Annotated in this window: 22 protein-coding genes; 11 read left to right on the forward strand and 11 right to left on the reverse strand. The window is 63.2% G+C overall.

What is annotated here, in order from left to right; all coding sequences use genetic code 11:
- Positions 1–175 precede the first annotated feature (175 nt).
- Positions 176–361: a hypothetical protein gene (locus NKG99_RS33420; RefSeq protein WP_352873624.1), complete on the reverse strand. Its 186-nt coding sequence runs from the start codon at positions 359–361 to the stop codon at positions 176–178.
- 309 nt (positions 362–670) lie between these two features.
- Here NKG99_RS33420 and NKG99_RS33425 point away from each other — a divergent pair, with 309 nt between their 5' ends.
- The 4 genes from NKG99_RS33425 (at position 671) to NKG99_RS33440 (ending at position 4,029) form a co-directional block, all read left to right on the forward strand.
- On the forward strand, positions 671–1,030 hold the full coding sequence (locus tag NKG99_RS33425; protein WP_352873625.1) for a septal ring lytic transglycosylase RlpA family protein: 360 nt from the start codon (positions 671–673) through the stop codon (positions 1,028–1,030).
- A gap of 232 nt (positions 1,031–1,262) precedes the next feature.
- Positions 1,263–2,540, forward strand: a complete 1,278-nt coding sequence (locus tag NKG99_RS33430) for a polyhydroxyalkanoate depolymerase (RefSeq protein ID WP_352873627.1) — start codon at positions 1,263–1,265, stop codon at positions 2,538–2,540.
- A 233-nt stretch (positions 2,541–2,773) separates the two neighbouring features.
- Positions 2,774–3,391: a transglutaminase-like cysteine peptidase gene (locus tag NKG99_RS33435; protein WP_352873629.1), complete on the forward strand. Its 618-nt coding sequence runs from the start codon at positions 2,774–2,776 to the stop codon at positions 3,389–3,391.
- Between the two features lie 401 nt (positions 3,392–3,792).
- On the forward strand, positions 3,793–4,029 hold the full coding sequence (locus NKG99_RS33440) for a hypothetical protein (RefSeq protein WP_352873630.1): 237 nt from the start codon (positions 3,793–3,795) through the stop codon (positions 4,027–4,029).
- A 109-nt stretch (positions 4,030–4,138) separates the two neighbouring features.
- Here the strand turns inward: NKG99_RS33440 and NKG99_RS33445 are convergent, their stop codons facing one another.
- Genes NKG99_RS33445 through NKG99_RS33460 form a run of 4 tightly spaced genes read right to left on the reverse strand, consistent with a single transcriptional unit; the run spans position 4,139 to position 6,904 of the window.
- Positions 4,139–4,507, reverse strand: coding sequence for a helix-turn-helix domain-containing protein (locus NKG99_RS33445; RefSeq protein WP_352873632.1), 369 nt, complete (start codon positions 4,505–4,507; stop codon positions 4,139–4,141).
- 25 nt (positions 4,508–4,532) lie between these two features.
- Positions 4,533–5,063, reverse strand: coding sequence for a Smr/MutS family protein (locus NKG99_RS33450; RefSeq protein WP_352873634.1), 531 nt, complete (start codon positions 5,061–5,063; stop codon positions 4,533–4,535).
- Positions 5,060–6,172, reverse strand: coding sequence for a murein transglycosylase A (gene mltA / locus NKG99_RS33455; protein WP_352873636.1), 1,113 nt, complete (start codon positions 6,170–6,172; stop codon positions 5,060–5,062). Before mltA ends, NKG99_RS33450 begins: the two co-directional genes overlap by 4 nt.
- A gap of 24 nt (positions 6,173–6,196) precedes the next feature.
- The gene (locus tag NKG99_RS33460; protein WP_352753887.1) at positions 6,197–6,904 is read right to left on the reverse strand and encodes a Tim44/TimA family putative adaptor protein; all 708 of its coding nucleotides are present in this window, start codon (positions 6,902–6,904) and stop codon (positions 6,197–6,199) included.
- A 212-nt stretch (positions 6,905–7,116) separates the two neighbouring features.
- Here NKG99_RS33460 and NKG99_RS33465 point away from each other — a divergent pair, with 212 nt between their 5' ends.
- The 3 genes from NKG99_RS33465 to NKG99_RS33475 all read left to right on the forward strand — a co-directional run bounded on the left by NKG99_RS33465 (position 7,117) and on the right by NKG99_RS33475 (position 8,774).
- Entirely contained in the window at positions 7,117–7,617 is a 501-nt protein-coding gene (locus tag NKG99_RS33465) for an FxsA family protein (RefSeq protein WP_352873638.1), read from the forward strand.
- Positions 7,618–7,747: 130 nt separating this feature from the next.
- On the forward strand, positions 7,748–8,248 hold the full coding sequence (gene secB / locus NKG99_RS33470; protein WP_352873639.1) for a protein-export chaperone SecB: 501 nt from the start codon (positions 7,748–7,750) through the stop codon (positions 8,246–8,248).
- Positions 8,249–8,486: 238 nt separating this feature from the next.
- On the forward strand, positions 8,487–8,774 hold the full coding sequence (locus NKG99_RS33475; protein ID WP_352873641.1) for a GIY-YIG nuclease family protein: 288 nt from the start codon (positions 8,487–8,489) through the stop codon (positions 8,772–8,774).
- 171 nt (positions 8,775–8,945) lie between these two features.
- On the opposite strand, the gene dnaQ is transcribed toward NKG99_RS33475, so the two are convergent.
- The 5 genes from dnaQ to NKG99_RS33500 all read right to left on the reverse strand — a co-directional run bounded on the left by dnaQ (position 8,946) and on the right by NKG99_RS33500 (position 13,027).
- Positions 8,946–9,650: a DNA polymerase III subunit epsilon gene (gene dnaQ, locus NKG99_RS33480; protein WP_352873643.1), complete on the reverse strand. Its 705-nt coding sequence runs from the start codon at positions 9,648–9,650 to the stop codon at positions 8,946–8,948.
- Between the two features lie 286 nt (positions 9,651–9,936).
- Positions 9,937–10,536, reverse strand: a complete 600-nt coding sequence (coaE, locus tag NKG99_RS33485) for a dephospho-CoA kinase (RefSeq protein WP_352873645.1) — start codon at positions 10,534–10,536, stop codon at positions 9,937–9,939.
- The gene (locus tag NKG99_RS33490; RefSeq protein WP_352873647.1) at positions 10,533–11,375 is read right to left on the reverse strand and encodes a shikimate dehydrogenase; all 843 of its coding nucleotides are present in this window, start codon (positions 11,373–11,375) and stop codon (positions 10,533–10,535) included. The genes coaE and NKG99_RS33490 overlap by 4 nt, the downstream gene beginning before the upstream one ends.
- Positions 11,368–11,967 (reverse strand): Maf-like protein, encoded by a 600-nt coding sequence (locus tag NKG99_RS33495; protein ID WP_352873649.1) that lies wholly within the window; start codon positions 11,965–11,967, stop codon positions 11,368–11,370. The genes NKG99_RS33490 and NKG99_RS33495 overlap by 8 nt, the downstream gene beginning before the upstream one ends.
- A 238-nt stretch (positions 11,968–12,205) precedes the next feature.
- Positions 12,206–13,027 carry a pyruvate, water dikinase regulatory protein gene (locus NKG99_RS33500; RefSeq protein WP_352873650.1) on the reverse strand — a complete coding sequence of 274 codons (822 nt, stop codon included), beginning with the start codon at positions 13,025–13,027 and terminating at the stop codon, positions 12,206–12,208.
- Between the two features lie 405 nt (positions 13,028–13,432).
- Here NKG99_RS33500 and hemE point away from each other — a divergent pair, with 405 nt between their 5' ends.
- The 3 genes from hemE (at position 13,433) to rho (ending at position 16,440) form a co-directional block, all read left to right on the forward strand.
- On the forward strand, positions 13,433–14,464 hold the full coding sequence (gene hemE / locus NKG99_RS33505) for a uroporphyrinogen decarboxylase (protein WP_352873651.1): 1,032 nt from the start codon (positions 13,433–13,435) through the stop codon (positions 14,462–14,464).
- Entirely contained in the window at positions 14,464–15,000 is a 537-nt protein-coding gene (gene hemJ, locus NKG99_RS33510) for a protoporphyrinogen oxidase HemJ (RefSeq protein WP_352873653.1), read from the forward strand. Before hemE ends, hemJ begins: the two co-directional genes overlap by 1 nt.
- Positions 15,001–15,174: 174 nt before the next feature.
- Entirely contained in the window at positions 15,175–16,440 is a 1,266-nt protein-coding gene (gene rho, locus NKG99_RS33515) for a transcription termination factor Rho (RefSeq protein WP_352873654.1), read from the forward strand.
- A gap of 300 nt (positions 16,441–16,740) precedes the next feature.
- Here the strand turns inward: rho and NKG99_RS33520 are convergent, their stop codons facing one another.
- The gene (locus NKG99_RS33520; RefSeq protein WP_352873656.1) at positions 16,741–18,759 is read right to left on the reverse strand and encodes a thioredoxin domain-containing protein; all 2,019 of its coding nucleotides are present in this window, start codon (positions 18,757–18,759) and stop codon (positions 16,741–16,743) included.
- 68 nt (positions 18,760–18,827) lie between these two features.
- Between NKG99_RS33520 and mnmE the strand changes: the two genes are divergently transcribed.
- Positions 18,828–20,159, forward strand: coding sequence for a tRNA uridine-5-carboxymethylaminomethyl(34) synthesis GTPase MnmE (gene mnmE, locus NKG99_RS33525; protein WP_352873658.1), 1,332 nt, complete (start codon positions 18,828–18,830; stop codon positions 20,157–20,159).
- Positions 20,160–20,367: the final 208 nt, after the last annotated feature.

Genomic DNA, 20,367 nt, shown 5'->3' on the forward strand with positions numbered 1-20,367 from the left:
TCAAACATAGCATGGGAACAACACACAGGATCCTCGGGTCTGCGCTGCGTCGCTGCGCTCCTTGCTCCGCCCGTGGATGACGAAGGGATGGGCGTTTTCGCCAATTGCAACCGGCGGCTCCGCACGATCCTTCGCGATGCCGAGGCGACGGATCGCCAGCGCTTCCCATCGCAGCTTACCCTCCTGACCGGTTCGCCCACACCAGCCCAATCAGGCCGACCAGCATGGTGACGAGGCCGATATAGAGCCATTGCGACTGGCCGGTCATGAAGCTGCCGCCGATCACGCCAACGCCTTGCAGCGACCACAGCGCACCAATGGCCAGCACAACCAACGCCAGCAGATTTTTGGTCAGTCTCATTGATGGATCTCGCTTTCAAAGTCGATCGGTTGCGGGGTTGCGGCCACGATGAAAGAGCCAAAGGAAGGGACCCGATCGCGCGCACTTCTACTTGGATATCAACGTTCGATCTTGTCAAACAAATCCCGGATATCGTGTCGAAGATCATGATCAATTGATCAGCGCGCGCTGGAAAATCCCTGACAGACTGTTACCCAGTGACTCCAAACGTGTGCCATCGCCACGGAACCGACAGATGATTGCCGCATTTCCCGCCTTATTTGGCTCCTAACGGCTGGGGTCTGTCGAAAACGGAGCCATCCCTCAAATATGAAGAACTCAAAACAGACCGCGCTTGTCGCGGTAACGATCGTTGCTGGCCTAATGGTCGGCGCATCTTCGGCAACCGCCGCCAGCCAGTGCGGCCGCGCCTCGTGGTATGCCCTGCACTCGAAGACCGCATCGGGCGAGCGCATGAACCCGTCGGCAATGACCGCCGCCCACCGCACTTTGCCTTTCGGCACCAAGCTCAGGGTAACCAACAAGAACAACGGCCGCAGCGTCGTCGTGCGCATCAACGATCGCGGCCCGTTCATCAGGGGTCGCGTGCTCGACCTGTCGAAGGGTGCGGCCGGCCAGCTCGGCTTCATTGGTTCCGGCCACACTTCCGTGTGCATGGCGCGCGTCTGAGCTTCCTGTTTCCGGCAAGAGGGGCCGGACACATTACTTACACATTTCGCAGCCGCACACTGAGCCGGCTGGCGCCATTCAGGGCCGATTCCCAGTGCCTTGAACCAAAGAAGCATTGGTCACGCCGCGTGACGTATTGCATCGCAGCAATTAGTTGTTAACTTCGCCGCGAGACATTTAAGGCTCGGCGCTGCTCGTCGTCCCTTCGGTCGCAGCAGCAGCGGGGTTCTCGATGTTCTACCAGCTCTACGAAATGAACCACGCGGCCTTGCAGCCGGCGCGCCTCTATGCCGATGCGGTGCGGCTGTTCTACAGAAATCCGCTCAATCCGTTTTCGCACACGTCCTTCGGCCGTTCGATCGCGGCGACCGCCGAATTGTTCGAGCGCACGACGCGCCGCTACGGCAAGCCGACCTTCGGCCTCGACAAGACAGTGGTCGACTGGAAGAGCGTCGAGGTCGCCGAGAAGACCGTCTGGTCGCGGCCGTTCTGCAATCTCGTCCGCTTCGAACGCTCCGTTCCCGCCGGGCGCAAGCCCGACCCAAAGCTTTTGATCGTGGCGCCGATGTCGGGCCACTATGCGACGCTGCTGCGCGGCACGGTGGAAGCCATGCTGCCCCATGCCGACGTGCACATCACCGACTGGGTCGATGCCCGCATGGTTCCGCTGGCCGACGGCAGCTTCGATCTCGACGATTATATCGACTACATCATCGACATGCTGCATGCGCTGGGTCCCGACACGCATGTGATGGCGGTGTGCCAGCCTTCGGTGCCGGTGCTGGCCGCCGTGGCGCTGATGGAAACCAAGGGCGATCCCTTCGTGCCCTCGACGATGACCCTGATGGGCGGACCGATCGACACTCGCCGCAACCCGACCGCGGTCAATCTGCTGGCGCAGGAAAAGGGCATCGACTGGTTCCGCGACAATGTCATCATGAGCGCGCCGTGGCCGGTGCCGGGCTTCGGCCGCGAGGTCTATCCGGGCTTCCTGCAGCTGTCCGGCTTCATGAGCATGAACCTCGACCGCCACATCATCGCCCACAAGGACTTCTTCATGCACCTTGTGAAGCATGACGGCGACAATGCCGTGAAGCACCGCGATTTCTACGACGAATATCTGGCTGTCATGGACCTGACGGCGGAGTTCTACCTGCAGACCGTCGATACCGTCTTCGTGCGCCAGGCCTTGCCCAAGGGTGAGATGACGCATCGCGGCACCAGGATCGATCCGTCTGATATCCGCAACGTCGCGCTGTTCACGGTCGAAGGCGAGAACGACGATATTTCCGGCCTTGGCCAGACCAAGGCGGCGCACGATTTGTGCCCCAACATCCCCACTGAGCGGCATGCCCACTACATGCAGCCGGCGGTCGGCCATTACGGCGTGTTCAACGGCTCGCGCTTCCGCTCCGAAATCGTGCCGCGCATCGTCGACTTCATCACCAGCTATGGCCGCCAGAACCGTGTCGCGGTGAAGCCGAAGCTGGTCCGTACAGCCAAAAGATAATTCACGGGCGTGACCCGAGGTCGCAGTGGCTTCGGGGCACGACATGCATAAAACAAGGCCTGGAGGCGACAATTCGGGCGATTCGGTCGGCAAAACCGCCGGCGCTTCTGTTGCACAAGTGCCGCTGTCCAGCCCCTCGGGTAACCATGCCGACAATCCGGCCGTCGTCGTAATTGACATGGACTGTAAATCCCCCTTAACCTTTCGTTAATAACAAAGGGTGAGCGGGGACAATGATTTCCTCATCAGTGGCGCGAAGGCTGCGCGCATGTGCGGCGGCTGGTCTGGCGGTAACGGGAGGCTGGATAGCACCGGCTTTGGCGGCCGGAGCGATGGCGACCGGGGGCCTCACCTCGCAGCCGATCGGCCACTATGATTTCTGCAAGCTGCATCCCAGCGAATGCTCGATCCGCCCATCCAATCTCGCGCCGGCCCCAATGACCGACGGGCTGATGCGCAAGCTTCTCAACGTCACCGCCAGGGTCAACGCCGCCGTCAAGCCGATGAGCGACATGGACATTTATGGCAAGGACGAGGTCTGGGCCTATCCTGACAGGGACGTCGGCGATTGCGAGGACTACGTGCTGGAGAAACGGCGCCAGCTTTCGCGCATGAGCATCTCGCTTGCCGATCTGCTGATCACCGTCGTGCGCAAGCCCGACGGCGAGGGTCACGCCGTGCTGACGGTGCGCACCGACAAGGGCGACTACGTGCTCGACAATCTGACCGACAAGGTCAAGGCGTGGGACGCGACCGGCTACCGCTTCCTCAAGCGGCAGGCGATCGACAACACCGGCCGCTGGGTCTCGATCCGCGGCGGCCAGCAGGTCCTGGTCGGCGCGGTTCAGTAGTAGCGGCTGGACGCAGCCGCTTCAAAGCGTGACGGCGCTCGCGCCTCCCATGGGATGCGTTTCTCCGTTGTTTTACAATGCCAAGGTCGGCGCCGCCCCTCATTGCCCTGCCGGGCATTTCTCCCCGTATAGTGACGGGGAGAAAGACGCCGTCACCAACAGTTTCGCCAATCATCAACGTTGCAAGAAGAGCGACGAGGTCGCGACCAGTTCCCTTCTCCCCGTCACTATACGGGGAGAAGGTGCCGGCAGGCGGATGAGGGGCGGCGAGGCGTTGCCAACTGGATCCCTGTCGCTGCTCGCGACACCACCTCCGACAGAATTTCACATCTCTCCGTGAACCATTTCCTTCCGGCCGACGACACATGGCCGTAGACGGAAACCAATCATGGAGACTTCAGATGACTTTACTTTTGCGAAATGCATTCCTCGCCGCCATCGCGTTATCGGCACTGGCCGGACCCGCCTTGGCCAACCAGACCATCCCAAGCTGCGCCAACACCTCTACCAACGATTTGTGGATCGGCCGCTGTTGCAGCGTCGGCGAGTCGAACTGCCTGGGCGGTGGAAACAATGGCCACGACCATAACGACAAGGGCGGCCGGGGAAACAATGGCGGCACGGCCGGCAAGAAATGATCTCACCACAGATGCCTGCTGGCGGATCGCCGGCGGGCATCTCTTTGCGTAAAGCGGGACGCCTTTGCGAGAAAATCGCCAAGGCGCGCCTCCGGCGCGGATCGCGAAGCTACGGCCGCCGGCCCAGCGCCGCGCGGATCGATGCGGTGATGCGGCGAAGCTCCGCCTCGTCGAGTTTTTCGATGTTCTCGGCCAGCAGATTGGCCAGCTCGGTAGCGGCGGGGCTTAGACCCGACGTGTCGAGCTTGACGCGGGGATGCGAGGCTTCGGCCAGCCGCGCCAGATCCTCGGCGTCGTCCCAGATGATGTTGAAATAACCGATGATCTTCTGGATCAGCGTCCAGGTCGGCGCGCCGCGCCTGCCATGCTCGAGCGCCGACAGGTAGGCGGCGCTGACGCCGATCGCCGCCGCCATGTCCTTCTGGCTGACGCCGCGTTCGCCTCGCAGCGCCCGCAGCTTCTCGCCGAACGGGGTCATGCACCCACCTTCATGAGCGAACTCCTCACGATCGAAGCCGCCGCAGCCGGATATAAAGCGCGCCCGAACCGCCATGGTTGCGGGCGGCGTGGTCGTGGCTGGAGACCAGCGGGCGGAAAGCAGGCGTCGACAGCCAGGCCGGTACGGCGCGCCGCAAGACGCCATCGCCGCCTGAGGACGATCCCTTGCCGGTTATGACCAGCACATAGCGGATGCCGCCGGCATGCGCCCGGTGCAGGAATGAAAACAGCAGCGAATAGGCCTCGTCCTGGGTCAGGCCGTGCAGATCGACCCGGCCCTCGATCGGCAGCCGGCCCTTCGACAGCTTGTCCAGCGTCGGCTCGTCGAGCGCATGCGCGACATGCTGCGTCTTCGGCTTTGCCGCGCCGGGCGGATTGGCGGCGGCCAGCGCCGCTTGCGGCGGTGTCGGCCTGGCCTCGGTGGCAATTTCGGGAATGTCGACGGCGATCCTGCCCTTGAGCGGCCTGGCCGTGCGCGCCACCAGGTTCCACAGAACGCGGTCGTCTTCGCTCAGCTTCTCGGTGCGCCGGATCATCGATTCGCGTCCGAAATAAGCGCGCGCGGCACCAGCGCATAAAAATCCGCGGCGTTGCGCACCACGCCCGCGATCTCGCCGGCCGCATCGCCGGAACCGGCGAAGAGATCTCCCCGCGCCGGCCCGGTGATGGCCGAGCCTGTGTCCTGCGCGATCATCAGGCGCCGGAACGGTTTGGCGTCGAAGGCGGTGAGCGTCGGCGCATCGATATAGAACGGCGTGCCGAATGTGTGCAGCAGGCGGTCGACGGCAATCGATCGTCCCGGCGTCAGCGGCACCTTGGCGGCGGCGATCGGACCGAGCGACCTGTCCTCGACATTGGCCTCGCGGAAGAAGATGTAGGAGCGGTTCCGCCACAGGATCTCGTCGACGCGGTCCGGATGCGCCTTGAACCAGGCGCGGATCGACTGCATCGTCACCTGCGCCAACGGGATTTCTCCCAGTTCGCTCAACACCTTGCCGGGCCCGGTGAAGCGCTGGCCGGATTTGGCGGCATAGGTGACGCGGGAAAGCCGGCCGTCGGTCATGTTCAGTCGTGCGGCACCCTGCACGTGAATGAAAAAGGCATCGAGCTTGTCGGCCAGCCAGGCGATTTCCAGGCCTTTGCCGGCCAGCGCCCCGCGCTCGATCTCGCCACGGTCGGGATATTCGACCAGCCGGTCCCCGGTCTGGCGAGCGAAGGCGAGGTAAGGGTCCAGGCTGGGCGGCCGGTTGCCGTCGTCGATATCGACGAGATCGGCCGGGCGCGACAGCAGCGGCACCGAAAAGCGCTCGGTTCGCACCGGCGACGCTTCGACGACGGGCTCATAAAAACCGGTGACGAGGCCGACGCCGCCATTCTCGCCGCCGATATGCGCTGGAATGAAATGGCGCTCGAAAAAGGTGCGGGCCTCCTTCCCCGACCGATTCGGCGGCGAAACGGTGCGAGCCTCGGCGTAGGCCTTGGTGAAGGCATCAAAATCGACGCCGAGCGCACCGCTGCGATACGGTTTGGTCAGGACGTGAAAGGCTGAACGGCGAAAGGCTTCGAAGGCCGCCAGATGGTCGTCATCGTCCCAGCCGGGGAGATCGGCAAAAGATTTTCCGACAAAGAGAGGCGATAGCGACACCGGAGCCTCGCCGCCGTTCCGGGTTCAGTCTTCTTCCTCGGTGGCGACGAGCTTCCAGTTGGGATCGCGCGAGCGTGTGTCGCGGGCGAAGGTCCAGACGTCCTTGACCTCGGCCACGGTTTCCGGGTCGCCATCGATCACCGCGCCGGCCTTGTCGCGGGTCGCCGAAATCAGCTCGCTGATGATGCGAAGCGTGACATGCGCCTCGCCGCCCTTCATCTCGGCCGAGACGATGTCGGCCTTGTCGATGCCGACGAAAGACGACTGGATCTTCTCCGCCTTGGCCTCGCGCTCGCCTATTGCCGCGACAAAGCCGTCAAAGACCTCGCGCGACAACAGGTTCTTCAGCGTTTTGCGGTCGCCGTCGGCATAGGCCATGACGATCATCTCATAGGCCATCTTGGCGCCGTCGACGAAACTCTTCGGCTCGAAGGACGGGTCGTTGTCCTTGATCGCGCGCAGCCCCTTGTTGAGGTCGGTGTCGGGCTTGGCGAAGGCGTCGATCGCCGCATAGGTGTCGGCCGCGGGCTCGCCCGGCAGACGCTTGCGCGGCAGCGAGACGACGTTCTCGGATTTCTGGGCGGCATCCTTGTCGCCACCGCGGGCCGCCGTATAGGGATCGAAGGGCGGCCGTTCGCTGCCGGTGCGACGGCCCAGCACATTGCGCAGCTGGAAAAAGATGACCACCGCCGCAATCAGGAAGAAAATCGTGCCGAAGTCGAAGAAACCCATATCTTCCGCCAATCAATCCCTGCCCTGTGGCCGGACCGTCGGGCCCAATGGCCGCGGTCGCATAGCGTTCAACATTCAAAGCATATAGAACGCAAGGCGCAATCATTCAAATCAAAGGCAGGCATACCTATCTAACGGCCTCAGTGCCAGCGGCGATTGCTCGCCGCCGAAACAATCGAAACGATCACAACGATCCGAAAGGTTGCCAAGACTTGCGCATTTCGTTCCTTCCGCTTTTTGTCCTGGCACTTCCGCTGCTGGAAATCGCCGGCTTCGTGGTCGTCGGTCGCCAGGTCGGCGCTTTGGCGACGGTCGGCCTGGTGCTGGCGTCTGGTATCGCCGGCGCGCTGCTGCTCAGGCATCAGGGTTTCGGCGTCATGACGCGTATCCGCGCCGAAATGGACGCCGGCCGCGATCCGAGCGGGCAGCTTGCGCATGGCGCCATGATCGTGCTGGCGGCGATCCTTTTGATCATCCCCGGTTTCATCACGGACATTATCGGCCTGCTGCTGTTCCTGCCGCCGGTCCGCGACCTCGCCTGGCGGGCCTTGAAGGGCCGCGTCGTGCTGGCCACGAATTTTTCGACCGGTGGCTTCCGCGGCCGGCGGCGCGACAAGACCATCGACCTCGACGATGGCGATTATTCGCGCGAAGACGACTTCAAGCGCGGACCGGACCACAACTCGCCCTGGCGCCGCCTCAAGGACGATTGAGGCCGCCGCCTAGCGCCATCCCGGGACGGGAGAAGAAGGCGGCAAACCTTGTCTTGTCATCCCCGCCATGGTAGCGAACGCCCGATTTCAATTCGGTCAGCGACGCTGCCCAGGCAAGAGGACAAGGCTTATGGCCAGCAAAGATGACGCGCCGGTCGGCGCAGCCAACGGAAACGGAAACGCGGCGCAGCCGTCGCTCAACGTTCTGGCGCAATATGTTAAGGACCTTTCCTTCGAGAGCCCCGGCGCGCCGAATTCGCTGCGCGGCCGCGACAAGGCGCCCGGCATCGCCATCAACGTCAACGTCAACGCCAACCCGCTCTCCGACAAGCAGTTCGACGTCAATCTGACGCTGAACGCCAAGGCGTCCTTCGACCAGGAAGTGCTGTTCAATGTCGAGCTGGTCTATGGCGGCGTGTTCGCCGTCGCGGGCTTCCCGCAGGAACACATGCTGCCGATCCTGTTCATCGAATGCCCGCGCCTTTTGTTCCCGTTCGCCCGCCAGATCATCGCCGAGGCAACCCGCAATGGCGGCTTCCCGCCGCTGATGCTCGACCCGATCGACTTCGCGCAGATGTTCCAGCAGAAGCTGGCCGAGGACCAGGCGGCGTCCAAGGTCAAGGTGAGCTGAGGCCTGCCTGCGACGGATTGTGAAAAGCCCGGCCCTCGCGCCGGGTTTTTTGTTTTTGGGGGTGGGATAGCGAATCTTCGAGGTTAGCCGAAGTCCTCGCGTCTTCGTCATTCTAGGGCGGAGCAAGGAGCGTAGCGACGCAGCGCAGACCCTAGGATCCATGCCGTGACGTTTGCCTTAGAATGCAACGGATCAGAATGGCGCTTGTCCCCGCGCCTATGCTCGCTACGCTAAAACCATGACCGGTTATGTCTACATGACTGCGAGCCAGAAGGGTGGCACCATCTATATCGGTGTTACCAGCGATCTTGGTCGCCGCATGCCGGAGCACAAGTCGGGCCAAGGCTCTCATTTCACCGGCCGCTACGGCGTGCAGCGGCTGGTCTGGTACGAAGAATTTTTCGATATCACCGATGCCATCCAGCGCGAGAAGTCGCTGAAGCGCTGGCCACGTCAATGGAAGATCGACCTGATCGAAAAGGCCAATCCGGAATGGTTCGAGCTGTTTCGCGGGACGGGGTGGTAGCGCTCGATCTTGGGCCGTTTTGATCCGCCGCTTGCGTCACGGCATGGATCCTAGGGTCTGCGCGCGTCGCTTCGCTCCTTGCTCCGCCCTAGGATGACGAAGACGAGGAGGGCTTCGGCCAATCTCCGAGGTTGGCGCTGGCACCTCGTTGCAACCAACCTCCAACCGTCGCTAATTCCCCAGAACCTTCAACCACAACGCCTTCTCGCCCAACGTCGCGACCATGCCGGCGTGCGCCGCGCGCTCGGCTTCGGTCAGGCGGAGCGGCAAGGATGCCGGGCGCTGGCTTACCACAATCTCGATCTGGCGGACATTCTCGCCGCCTTGCGCCGGCGCGGTGGCGCTGTCGAGGATGAGGGCTGCCTGCTTGCCGCCGATCAGTTCGATATAGATCTCGGCCAGCAATTCGGAATCGAGCAGGGCGCCGTGCTTGGCGCGCCTTGTGTTGTCGATGCCGTAGCGCCGGCAGAGCGCGTCGAGCGAATTGGGGCCCATCGGGTGCTTACGGCGCGCCAGCGCCAGCGTGTCGACGACAAGACCGTTGTCGATGAGGGGATGACCGAGACGACCGAATTCGACATTGAGGAAGCCGACGTCGAAGGTGGCGTTGTGGGCGACCAGCTTGGCGCCCTCGGTGAAGTCCAGCCATTCCCGCGCAATTTCGGCGAAGGTCGGCTTGCCCGCGAGATCCGCAGCGCTGATGCCGTGCACGGCCTGCGCCTCGGCGTGGATCGCGCGTCCTTGAGGATTGATGTAGTGGTGGAAGGTCTTTCCGGTCGGAAAGCGGTTGACCAGCTCGACGGCGCCCAGCTCGATCACGCGGTCGTCGCGCGAATCGAGGCCGGTGGTTTCCGTGTCGAAGATGATCTCACGCATCGAATCAGTTGCTCCTGGGGAGCAGAATCGTGAGACCGGAACAAAATGGCAATGGGAAACCGCGCTGGTCACAATAATCACTTCAGGTTTGTGCCGCCCCTCATCGCCCTGCCGGGCACTTCTCCCCGTATAGTGACGGGGAGAAGTGGGCTGGCCGCAACCTTGGCACCTTTTCCGCAACGTTGGAGATTGGCGAAATCCTTCGCGAAGGCGTCCTTCTCCCCGTCACTATACGGGGAGAAGATGCCGGCAGGCAGATGAGGGGCGGCGCCGACATCAGCAAATGTCAGTGGCCCGGCTTGCCGACCCCTGTCAGCTGCCTGATGATCGCATTCACCTGAGCTCGCGCGGCGTCGAAACCCTGTCCCGTGTCGACGACGAAATCGGCCTGACGGCGCTTTTCCGCATCCGGCACCTGCTTGGCCAGGATCGACGCCAGTTTCTCCTCCGTCATGCCGGGCCGCGCCAGCACGCGTTCGCGCTGGATTTCGGCTGGCGCGGTGACGACGACGACCTTGTCGACGCGGTCGCGGCCGCCGGTTTCGAACAGCAGCGGAATGTCGAGAACGGCGATCGGCGCGCCGGCGGCACGATGACGCGCCAGGAAGGCATCGGCATCGGCGCGCACCAGCGGATGGATGATCGCTTCCAGACGCTTCAGCGCGGCGGCGTCGCCGAGCACGCGCTGGCCAAGTTTTGCACGGTCGACCACGCCGGCAGATGTTGTGCCGGGAAAGGCCGCCTCGACCAGGGGCGCGGCCTTGCCGGCATAGAGGCGATGCACCGTCTCGTCGGAATCGTGGACCGGCACGCCGGCCTCGGCGAACATCTTCGCCGTGGTCGACTTGCCCATGCCGATCGAGCCGGTGAGACCGAGCACGATCATGGCTTCGGCACCAGATCGGCAACGATGATCGCGCGCAGTTCGGCCGTGACCCGCGGCCTGACGCCGAACCAGCGCTCGAAGCCGGGCACCGCCTGATGCAGCAGCATGCCGAGGCCGTCGACCGTCTTCAGGTTTCTCGCGCGGGCCGCCGCAAGCAGCGGCGTCTCCAGCGGCACGTAGACGATATCGGTGACGATGGCGTGGTCCGGCAGCATAGCGGGATCGGCCGGCAGGCCTTCATTGCCATGCATGCCGAGTGCGGTTGTGTTGACCAGCAGGCCGGCGTCGCCAAGCAATTCATCGGTCGCCGCCATGCCATGCGCCGAAACGCCGGCGCCGAAACGATCGCGCAATTCCATAGCCCGGGCGAGTGTCCGGTTGACGATGCGGATGTCGGCGACGCCGCGCTCCTTCAGCGCATGGACGACGGCGCGCGATGCGCCGCCGGCGCCGAGCACGACCGCCGGGCCGTTGCTCGCCCAGCCCGGCGCATGATCGTCGAGGTTGGCGGCGAAGCCGTGCGCGTCGGTGTTGCCGCCCCACAAGGCGCCGTCCTCGAACCACAGCGTGTTGACGGCGCCGATCTCTTGCGCCGCCTGGTCGCGGCGCTCGGCCAGCGCGAAGGCCGCCTCCTTGTGCGGGATGGTGACGTTGCCGCCGCGGTAGCCGTTCGCCTGCAGCGTCTTCACGAACGCGGCAAAATTTTCCGGCGCGATATCGATGGCCTCGTAGCTGCCGTCGATGCCATGCCTGGCCAGCCAATAGCCGTGGATCTTCGGCGAGCGCGAATGCTTGACCGGGTGGCCGGTGACGAAGGCCTTTTTCGACGCCTCAGCCATCGATCGCTCCAAGCGTGCGCAGTTCGGCCAGCAACGGCAGCAGCGGCAGGCCGACAATGGTGAAATGATCGCCCTCGATCTTGTCGAAGAGCTGGATGCCTTCGCCTTCGATCTGGTAGGCGCCGACGCTTCCCAGCGCCTTGGCACCGACGCGGGCGAGATGGCGGCCGATGAAGGCCGGGTCGAGCTTGCGCATGGTCATCGAAGCGATGCCGACATGCCGCCACAGCACCGCGCCGTCGCGGATCAGCACGGCAGCGCTGTTGAGCTGATGGGTCTTGCCCGACAGCGCCAGCAGATGACGGCGCGCGCCTTCCCTATCGGCCGGCTTGTGGAACACCTCGTCGCCGAGCGACAGCGTCTGGTCGCAGCCGAGCACCAGGGCGCCCGGCCTGCGCTCGCTGACTTCGGTGGCCTTGGCCTCGGCCAGCACCAGGGCGACATCCTCGGGCGAGACACCGCTGTCCTGCAAGGGCGCCTCGAGCGCCCGTTCGTCGACATCGGCCGGAACCGCCTCGACATCGACGCCGGCATCGACGAGCATCGCCTTGCGGAACGGGCTGCCGGAGGCGAGGATGATTTTCTCGGTCATGCTGATTCACCCAGGTTGGCGTTCCGTCACGCACCCCTCATCCGACCGAGCTTCGCTCGGCCACCTTCTCCCACAAGGGGAGAAGGGAAGTCCTGCGCGTACGCTGCTGCAGATCGCCAACTGGCGGTACCTTGCGGAGACGACGGCGCCACGTCCTTCCTTCTCCCCTTGTGGGAGAAGGTGGCCTCGCGAAGCGAGGTCGGATGAGGGGTGTTGGTGCTCACTTATCTTACCTGCCCTAGCGCGACTTCCCTCGCAGGGCAACGATAGCCGCCGCCGTTTCCTCGATCGAGCGGCGGCTGACGTCGATCATCGGCCAGCCGTGGCGCGTGCAGATCTTGCGGGCATAAGCGAGCTCTTCGCTGATGGCGGCGCGGTCGACATAGTCCGATGCCTCATAAGAACTGCTGTTGCCGAGGAGGCGGTTTTGCCTGACATGCGAGATGCGCTCGGCGGTGGCGATCAGCCCGACGATGAGCGGCTTGCTGGCGTTGACCAGGCTTTCCGGCACCGGCACGCCGAGCACGATCGGAATGTTGGCGGTCTTGATGCCGCGGTTGGCGAGATAGATGCTGGTCGGCGTCTTCGAGGTGCGCGAGATGCCGATCAGCACGACATCGGCATCGTCCATGTTGAGCGGCAGCTGACCGTCATCATGGTCCATGGTGAAATTGAGTGCGTCGATGCGGCGGAAATATTCGGCGTCGAGAACATGCTGGGCGCCGACGCGGCGGCCGGCCGGCGTGCCGAGATAGGACTGGAACACGGTCAGCACCGGCTCCAGCACCGACACACAGGGCAGGCCCATCGTCGCGCAGCGCTCGTCAATGCCGCGCGCCAGCTTCTGGTCGACGACCGTGTAGAGGATGATGCCTGGCTCCTCCTCGATGTCCTCGAACACTTTCGCCACCTGCTTTTCGGTGCGGATGAGCGGATAGATGTGCTCGATGGCGCGCGCATCCTTATATTGCGCCGAAGCCGCCCGGCCGGCGGCGAGCAGCGTTTCGCCGGTCGCGTCGGAAATCAGGTGCAGATGGAAGAAGCTTTGGGGTTTGTTCACAGGGGGTCACCTGAGGCTGTGGGCTTCTGTGGATAAAGCGGGATGAAAAGACGGGCCGATGGGAGGTGACTGTATCAGATGGCGGTTTGTCCACAATTCGTTGCCCTGTCAGCTTCGTCGGGCGGCTGGGGACAAGTTTGGGGACGGCTTCTCTTGCCTCTCGTCCGTCCACAGGGCGGGCTTTTCCCCGCGTCTCGTAACGCTTTGACTCCAGTGGCGGATTCCTGTTCGTCCCCAGAACCCCGCAGTTTGGAAAAAGAAGCGCGCGACAATATGTTGGCTGGTGTTTTCCGGAGCAAAGCGGGACAGGTGACAACCACCAGAACCAACAGACTCTTAGAATCAGAAGAATCTTAGATATAAGAATCTTTAATTATAGAAGAGGCTGGGAGAAGCGAGCGCTCGATGCCCCAGAACCGGATCATGCTGGACGTCCTGAAGGGCAAGGCTCACTTTCCGCCTCCGCTCTGGATGATGCGTCAGGCCGGGCGCTATCTGCCTGAGTATCGGGAGACACGCAGACGCGCCGGATCGTTTCTCGACCTCTGCTATGATCCCGACCTTGCCGTCGAAGTGACCTTGCAGCCGATCGAGCGTTTTGGTTTCGATGCATCGATCCTGTTCTCGGACATCCTCGTCGTTCCGCACGCGCTTGGCCGCGACGTCCGCTTCGAAGAGGGGCGAGGGCCGCTGCTGACGCCGATCACCGCGCCGGAGATTGCGGCTCTGGAAAGCAAGGTGTTTCACGTGAATCTCGAACCGGTCTACGAGACGGTTCGCCGGCTGCGGGCCAAACTGCCCGATGAGACAACCCTGATCGGCTTCTGCGGTGCGCCGTGGACGGTGGCGACCTATATGATCGCCGGCCATGGCACGCCCGACCAGGCGCCGGCGCGTTTGTTCGCCTATCGCGAACCGGCGGCATTCCAGCACTTGCTGAAAGTGCTTGCCGATCATTCGGCCGCCTATCTCATCCGGCAGATCGAGGCGGGTGCGGATGTGGTGCAGATTTTCGATTCCTGGTCCGGCGTGCTCGACGATGCGTCCTTCGACCTGTTCTGCGTTCAGCCGGTGGCGGAGATCGTCAGGCAGGTTCGAGCTGTTCATCCCGATGTTCCGATCATCGGTTTTCCCAAGGGCGCCGGCGCCCGCTACCAGACCTATCGCCAGAGGACCGGCGTAACGGGTCTGGGGATCGACTGGACGGTGCCCCTGGAGGCGGCGAGGGATTTGCAGCGCTCGGGTGCGGTTCAGGGGAACCTCGATCCCTTGCGCCTCGTGGCTGGCGGCAAGGCGCTGTCCGACGGCGTCGAAGCGATCCTGAAAGCGCTGGGAGAGGGGCCGTTGATTTTCAATCTCGGTCACGGCATCACGCCGGAGACGCCGATCGCCCATGTCGAAGCAATGGTGAGACAGGTGCGGAGCGCGACACGCTGATGGCCGAGATGAAAAACGCGAACAGCACCGGTCAGGCGATGATGCGCATGATATCAGGTATCGCCGTGCTGGCCCTGCTCACCGCGCTTTTGTATTTCGCGGCACCCGATAGTTTTTATCCGTGGGCCAAGGCGATCCATATCCTCGCCGTCATCTCGTGGATGGCCGGCATGCTCTATCTGCCGCGGCTGCTGGTCTACCACGCCGATGCCGAGAAGGGCTCGGTGCAGTCGGAGACCTTCAAGGTGATGGAGCGGCGCCTGCTGCGCGGCATCATCAATCCGGCGATGATCGTCACCTGGGTGTTCGGCCTGTGGCTCGCCTGGAAAGGCTTTGGTTTCCAGGGCGGCTGGCTGCACGCCAAGATCGGGGCGGTGCTTTTATTGTCCGCCGTCCATGGCTATCTGGCCGGCGCGGTGCGCGAATTCGCCGAGGACCGCAACGAGAAGCCCGCCAAGCACTGGCGAATCGTCAACGAGATCCCCACATTGCTGATGATCGCAATCGTCATCCTGGTTGTCGTCAAGCCGTTCTAAGGCTTTGTAGCTCGCAAAACTCAGCTTGCTCTTTCACCAGACCGACGATAAAAGACGGGTCTTCCTTCCCGTCATGCGCCGCCCTTCAATGTTTTCGGCCGCGCCCGGCATTTGTCGCATCCCGCCGATATTTTCCCAAAGCTTACCCAGACTCCATCTATTCAAGGTCCGTCTATGCAAGAAATGAAACTCGCCGAGTTCAAGAACAAGAAACCGCCAGAGCTGATCGCTTATGCCGAATCGCTCGAGGTCGAGAACGCCAGCGTCATGCGCAAGCAGGAGCTGATGTTCGCGATCCTGAAGAAACTGGCCGCCCAGGAGATCGAGATCATCGGCGATGGCGTGGTCGAGGTGCTGCAGGACGGTTTTGGCTTCCTGCGCTCAGCCAACGCCAACTATCTGCCAGGTCCCGACGACATCTACATTTCGCCGTCGCAGATCCGGCGCTTTTCGCTGAAGACCGGCGATACGGTCGAAGGGCCGATCCGCAGTCCGAAAGAGGGCGAGCGCTATTTCGCCCTGCTCAAGGTCAACACGATCAATTTCGACGATCCCGAGAAGATCCGTCACAAGATCCACTTCGATAATCTGACGCCGCTCTATCCGACCAAGCGGCTGAAGATGGAGATCGACAATCCGACCACCAAGGACATCTCGGCGCGGGTGATCGACCTGGTCGCGCCGATCGGCAAGGGCCAGCGCGCGCTGATCAACGCGCAGCCGCGCACCGGCAAGACGGTTCTGATGCAGAACATCGCCCACTCGATCACCGCCAACCATCCGGAATGCTATCTGATCGTGCTTCTGATCGACGAGCGGCCGGAAGAAGTGACCGACATGCAGCGCTCGGTGAAGGGCGAGGTGATCTCCTCGACCTTCGACGAGCCGGCCGTTCGCCACGTGCAGGTCGCCGAAATGGTCATCGAGAAGGCCAAGCGCCTTGTCGAACATGGCCGCGACGTGGTGATCCTGCTCGATTCCATCACCCGCCTCGGCCGCGCCTACAACACCGTGGTGCCGTCATCCGGCAAGGTGCTGACCGGCGGTGTCGACGCCAACGCGCTGCAGCGGCCGAAGCGCTTCTTCGGTGCCGCCAGAAACATCGAGGAAGGCGGTTCGCTGACCATCATCGCCACCGCGCTGATCGATACCGGCAGCCGCATGGACGAAGTCATCTTCGAAGAGTTCAAGGGCACCGGCAACTGCGAAATCCAGCTCGACCGCAAGGTGGCGGACAAGCGCATCTACCCGGCCATGGACATATTGAAGTCGGGCACCCGCAAGGAAGACCTGCTGGTTTCCAAGCAGGATCTGCAGAAGATCTTCGTGCTGCGCCGCATCCTGGCGCCGATGGGAACCACCGATGCGATCGAGTTCCTGATCGACAAGCTCAAGCAGACCAAGACCAACGCGGATTTCTTCGATTCGATGAACACGTAAGCGGTGGATTCGAGGGCGGACCTGCCCTCGTCAACCTCTGCACTGCCTTCGCGACTTATCGCAAACGCCGGTGCCGCCCCTCACCTGCCTGCCGGCATCCTCTCCCCGTATAGGGACGGGGAGAGGGACGCTGTGATCGACGCTTTCGCCAATCTCCAGCGTTGCAAGGAAAGTGCCGGCGTTGCCGCCAGCTTCTTTCTCCCCGTTACTATACGGGGAGAAATGCCCGGCAGGCGGCACCGGCGCTTGAAACATATGGCGAAGTAGACCTGGGACAGTCGCCCGTATGTGGCGCCTCGCCTATCGCCGTCGCAACAACTGCTCGAGCACTCCAGCATCCGCAACCACCGGCAGGCAAACCTGCCCCGTACACAACCACGCACCCGCTCTGTCGGACGGCGGCAGGATTCCGCCGGGCAGCAAGGATCGATTCGCTGCCGTACCGATCGGCACGACAATGTCGACGCGACGCGGGTCCGGGTTTCGATTCGCGACCGGAACGAGCTTTGGATCCTCCAGCCCATCCACGATGACCAGCTTGATCGGCTCAATGGCCAGCGCGCAGGCGTTGACGATACCGGCCTGGCCATAGGTCTGCTGTGCCGCGCGGCCGGCCGCGTGTTCGGCGACTTCCCAGGCTCTTTCTTGCAGCGCAAGATCGCCGGTGACGGAGGCGAGGCGTACCAGCGCCTCGATGATCTGGCCCGTCGCTGAAGGAATGGCCTCGTCGACATCGCCCCGGATGCGGATCGGAACGTCGGCGCTGTCCGAAGCGGTCAGGTAATAGCCTTTTCTTTCGGCATCGGCATGCCACAGGTCTAGCTGCCCGATGAACTGGCTGGCTTGGTCGACATAGCTCCAATCGCCGGACGCTTCGAACAGCGAGATCGCCGCATTGGTCATGGCGGCATAGTCGCTCGACAGAGCAGGGAACAATTTCCTGGCGCCAAGCATCGAATGCGGCAAGCGGCCCTCGCGGGGGGCGGCGCTGATATGGGCAAAGGCCTTTGCCGCGGCGTCGATCCAGTCAGGCCGCGACAGCGACCGGCCGGCCTCGGCAAGCGCTGCAATCATCAGGCCATTCCAGTCGGTGAGCGTCTTTGCGTCGAGGCCGGGCCTGACCCGCTCTTCCCGGGCGGCGAGAAGTTTCGCCTTGAGCGGGCTGAGGTCTTCCCGATCGATCACACTTTGCGTCTGCTGGGGGCGGGTTTGGTGGACGATTGGCTTGCCTTCCCATCCGTGCGGGCTCGACAGGGTGAAGTGTTTGAAAAACAAGGCGGAATCGTCACCGAGGGCCGCTTCTACCTCGTCCCTGCTCCAGGTGTAGAACAGCCCTTCCTCGCCGTCGCTGTCGGCGTCGAGACTGGCGGCAAAGGCGCCGCCGTCGGCGCGCATTTCGCGCAGCAGCCAGTCGACCGTCTCTTCGATTCGCAGCCGGAACAATTCATTGCCGCTCGCCGCGTAGGCCCAGTTGCAAAAGCGAATGAGCTGGGCGTTGTCGTAGAGCATTTTTTCGAAATGCGGCACCAGCCATTCGGCATCGGTCGAGTAGCGGCTGAGCCCGCCGCCGATATGGTCATAGATGCCGCCGCTCAGCATCCGTTCGAGGCTGAGCAGGACATCGTCGCGATGCGTGGCGTTGCCGTCGCGCAGCCAGGACAGCCAGAGGGTTTGCATGAAGGGCGCATTGGGAAACTTCGGCGCGCCGCGAAGGCCGCCGAGATCTTGGTCGACCATGCCGTCTATGCCCTTGGCCAGTTCCGCCAGCGTGGCGCGGTCGAGCGCTGTTCTCGCATGCGAGCCGGCGAGCCGCGCCTCGACATGGGACGTCAGGCCGTCGGCGCTCTGGTTCAGGCTTGCCCTCTTCTCCCGCCACGCCTTGTCCACCGCCTCCATCACCTGGATGAAACCGGAGCGGCCATAGCGCGGCTCGCGCGGGAAATAGGTACCGCCCCAGAATGGCTTGCCGTCCGGGGTCAGGAACATGGTCAGCGGCCAGCCGCCTTGCTCGCCCATCGAGGAGAGTGCGGCCATGTAGATCTGGTCGATGTCCGGCCGCTCCTCGCGGTCGACCTTGATATTGACGAACAGACGGTTCATGACGGCGGCGACGCCGTCGTTCTCGAAGCTTTCGTGCGCCATGACATGGCACCAATGGCAGGCGGCATAGCCGACCGAGAGCAGGATCGGCCTGTCCAGTGCCTTTGCCTCTTCGAGCGAAGCCGGCGACCAGGCCCGCCAGTGCACCGGATTGCCGCTGTGCTGCTGCAGATAGGGGCTGGCTTCTTCGGCAAGCAGGTTTTGGGCGGGTAGCGTCACGACGGGCATACCTCGGTTGGGAGTTGTCATATGGACGTAGAGCTAGGGCGGTTCGGCAGAGCGGGCAAATGATTTCAGGAGATTCCATCGTTGCGTTGTCGAGCGGCCGACTTCCGGCCGGGGTCGCCGTCATACGTATTTCAGGCCCGCAGACTCGATTCGTGGTCGAAACGATCGCCGGCGCCATGGTTAAGGACCGCGCGGCGGTTTTGCGCAGGTTGCGGGCGCCCGATGGAACCGTCCTCGACAACGGCCTCGTGGTGTTCTTTCCCGGACCAGCCAGCTTTACCGGCGAGGATGTCGCGGAATTCCACGTCCATGGCGGGCGCGCCGTGGTGGCCAGGATGCTGGAGGTGATCACCGGTTTCGACGGCGTCAGGCACGCCGAACCCGGGGAATTCACGCGCCGCGCCTTCCTTAACGGCAAGGTCGACCTGGTCGAGACCGAGGCGTTGGCCGATCTCGTCAATGCCGAGACCGAGGCGCAGCGGCGCTTCGCGGTGCAAAGCGCCGAGGGCGTCCAGAGCGAACTCTATCTCGGCTGGCGGCGCAGGCTGATCCACGCCCGCGCCATGATAGAGGCCGAGATCGATTTCGCCGACGAGGACGACGTCCCGGGTTCCGTTTCGGATATGGTCTGGTCCGATGTCCGGACGATGATCGGTGAAATCGATCGGCACATCGCCGGGTTTCGCGCTGCCGAGATCATTCGCGACGGCTTTGAGGTCGTTATCCTTGGTGCGCCAAATGCCGGTAAGTCGAGTCTGTTCAACGCCCTGGCGCGGCGGGATGCCGCTATAGTAACGGATGAACCTGGCACGACGCGGGATCTGCTTGAAGTGACACTTGATCTTCAGGGGCTGCGCGTCAGGCTTACGGATACGGCCGGGCTGCGCGAAGCCCCTGGCAAGGTCGAGGCGATCGGCATCGAGAAGGCCAGGGCCAAGGCACATGGCGCCGATCTCTTGCTGCTGCTTCAGGACGTCGCGGATCCCAGGCCCATCGGTTCGCTGCCGACCGGGGCCCCGAGCTTGCGCGTCGGCACCAAGATCGATCTCCCGGAGAGTCGCGCGGCAAGCGATGCGGCCGGGAGCTATGATCTTGTCATCTCGGTGAAGAACGGGACCGGCGTGGAGGCATTGCTGGCCGAAATCGGTCGGCGTGCCGCGGAGGCGGCCGGCAGCGCCGGCGATATCCTTCCGTCGCGCCTGCGCCACGTGGAATTGCTTGGCGAGACCAACCACCATCTGCTTCGCGCCACCGACGGCCGGACTGTCGGACAGGAACTGCGCGCCGAGGAGCTCCGGCTCGCCGCCGACCGCTTGGGCCGGATCGTCGGCGCCATCGACGTCGAGGATATGCTGGACGTGATTTTTTCGCAGTTCTGCATTGGGAAATGATTCACGTGAAACAATGGTCCTCGAACAAGAGTTGGTTTCTGGCGCATAGGCTTGACGGCGCGCTTGCGGACTGCGTGCGTTGGCAAGTGGTGGAAACGCTTAGCGTTTCGTCATCCTAGGGCAGAGCAAGGAGCGCAGCGACGCAGCGCAGACCCGAGGATCCTGTGTGTTGTTCCCATGCTATGTTTGAAGTGGGAAGGAGACCGAG

This window comes from Mesorhizobium sp. M1409 (genome assembly GCF_040317535.1).
In the GTDB taxonomy this organism is placed as follows: Bacteria; Pseudomonadota; Alphaproteobacteria; order Rhizobiales; family Rhizobiaceae; genus Mesorhizobium.

Excerpts from the sequence above, each read along its gene's own strand:
- rho (WP_352873654.1), top strand. The coding sequence starts at position 15,175 with ATGCAAGAAATGAAACTCGCCGAGTTCAAGAACAAGAAACCGCCAGAG.
- NKG99_RS33460 (WP_352753887.1), bottom strand. The coding sequence starts at position 6,904 with ATGGGTTTCTTCGACTTCGGCACGATTTTCTTCCTGATTGCGGCGGTG.
- hemE (WP_352873651.1), top strand. The coding sequence starts at position 13,433 with ATGCCCCAGAACCGGATCATGCTGGACGTCCTGAAGGGCAAGGCTCAC.
- NKG99_RS33420 (WP_352873624.1), bottom strand. The coding sequence starts at position 361 with ATGAGACTGACCAAAAATCTGCTGGCGTTGGTTGTGCTGGCCATTGGT.
- dnaQ (WP_352873643.1), bottom strand. The coding sequence starts at position 9,650 with ATGCGTGAGATCATCTTCGACACGGAAACCACCGGCCTCGATTCGCGC.
- NKG99_RS33445 (WP_352873632.1), bottom strand. The coding sequence starts at position 4,507 with ATGACCCCGTTCGGCGAGAAGCTGCGGGCGCTGCGAGGCGAACGCGGC.
- NKG99_RS33430 (WP_352873627.1), top strand. The coding sequence starts at position 1,263 with ATGTTCTACCAGCTCTACGAAATGAACCACGCGGCCTTGCAGCCGGCG.
- NKG99_RS33490 (WP_352873647.1), bottom strand. The coding sequence starts at position 11,375 with ATGGCTGAGGCGTCGAAAAAGGCCTTCGTCACCGGCCACCCGGTCAAG.
- NKG99_RS33450 (WP_352873634.1), bottom strand. The coding sequence starts at position 5,063 with ATGATCCGGCGCACCGAGAAGCTGAGCGAAGACGACCGCGTTCTGTGG.
- NKG99_RS33495 (WP_352873649.1), bottom strand. The coding sequence starts at position 11,967 with ATGACCGAGAAAATCATCCTCGCCTCCGGCAGCCCGTTCCGCAAGGCG.
- NKG99_RS33475 (WP_352873641.1), top strand. The coding sequence starts at position 8,487 with ATGACCGGTTATGTCTACATGACTGCGAGCCAGAAGGGTGGCACCATC.
- secB (WP_352873639.1), top strand. The coding sequence starts at position 7,748 with ATGGCCAGCAAAGATGACGCGCCGGTCGGCGCAGCCAACGGAAACGGA.
- hemJ (WP_352873653.1), top strand. The coding sequence starts at position 14,464 with ATGGCCGAGATGAAAAACGCGAACAGCACCGGTCAGGCGATGATGCGC.
- mnmE (WP_352873658.1), top strand. The coding sequence starts at position 18,828 with ATGATTTCAGGAGATTCCATCGTTGCGTTGTCGAGCGGCCGACTTCCG.
- NKG99_RS33435 (WP_352873629.1), top strand. The coding sequence starts at position 2,774 with ATGATTTCCTCATCAGTGGCGCGAAGGCTGCGCGCATGTGCGGCGGCT.
- coaE (WP_352873645.1), bottom strand. The coding sequence starts at position 10,536 with ATGATCGTGCTCGGTCTCACCGGCTCGATCGGCATGGGCAAGTCGACC.
- NKG99_RS33440 (WP_352873630.1), top strand. The coding sequence starts at position 3,793 with ATGACTTTACTTTTGCGAAATGCATTCCTCGCCGCCATCGCGTTATCG.
- NKG99_RS33425 (WP_352873625.1), top strand. The coding sequence starts at position 671 with ATGAAGAACTCAAAACAGACCGCGCTTGTCGCGGTAACGATCGTTGCT.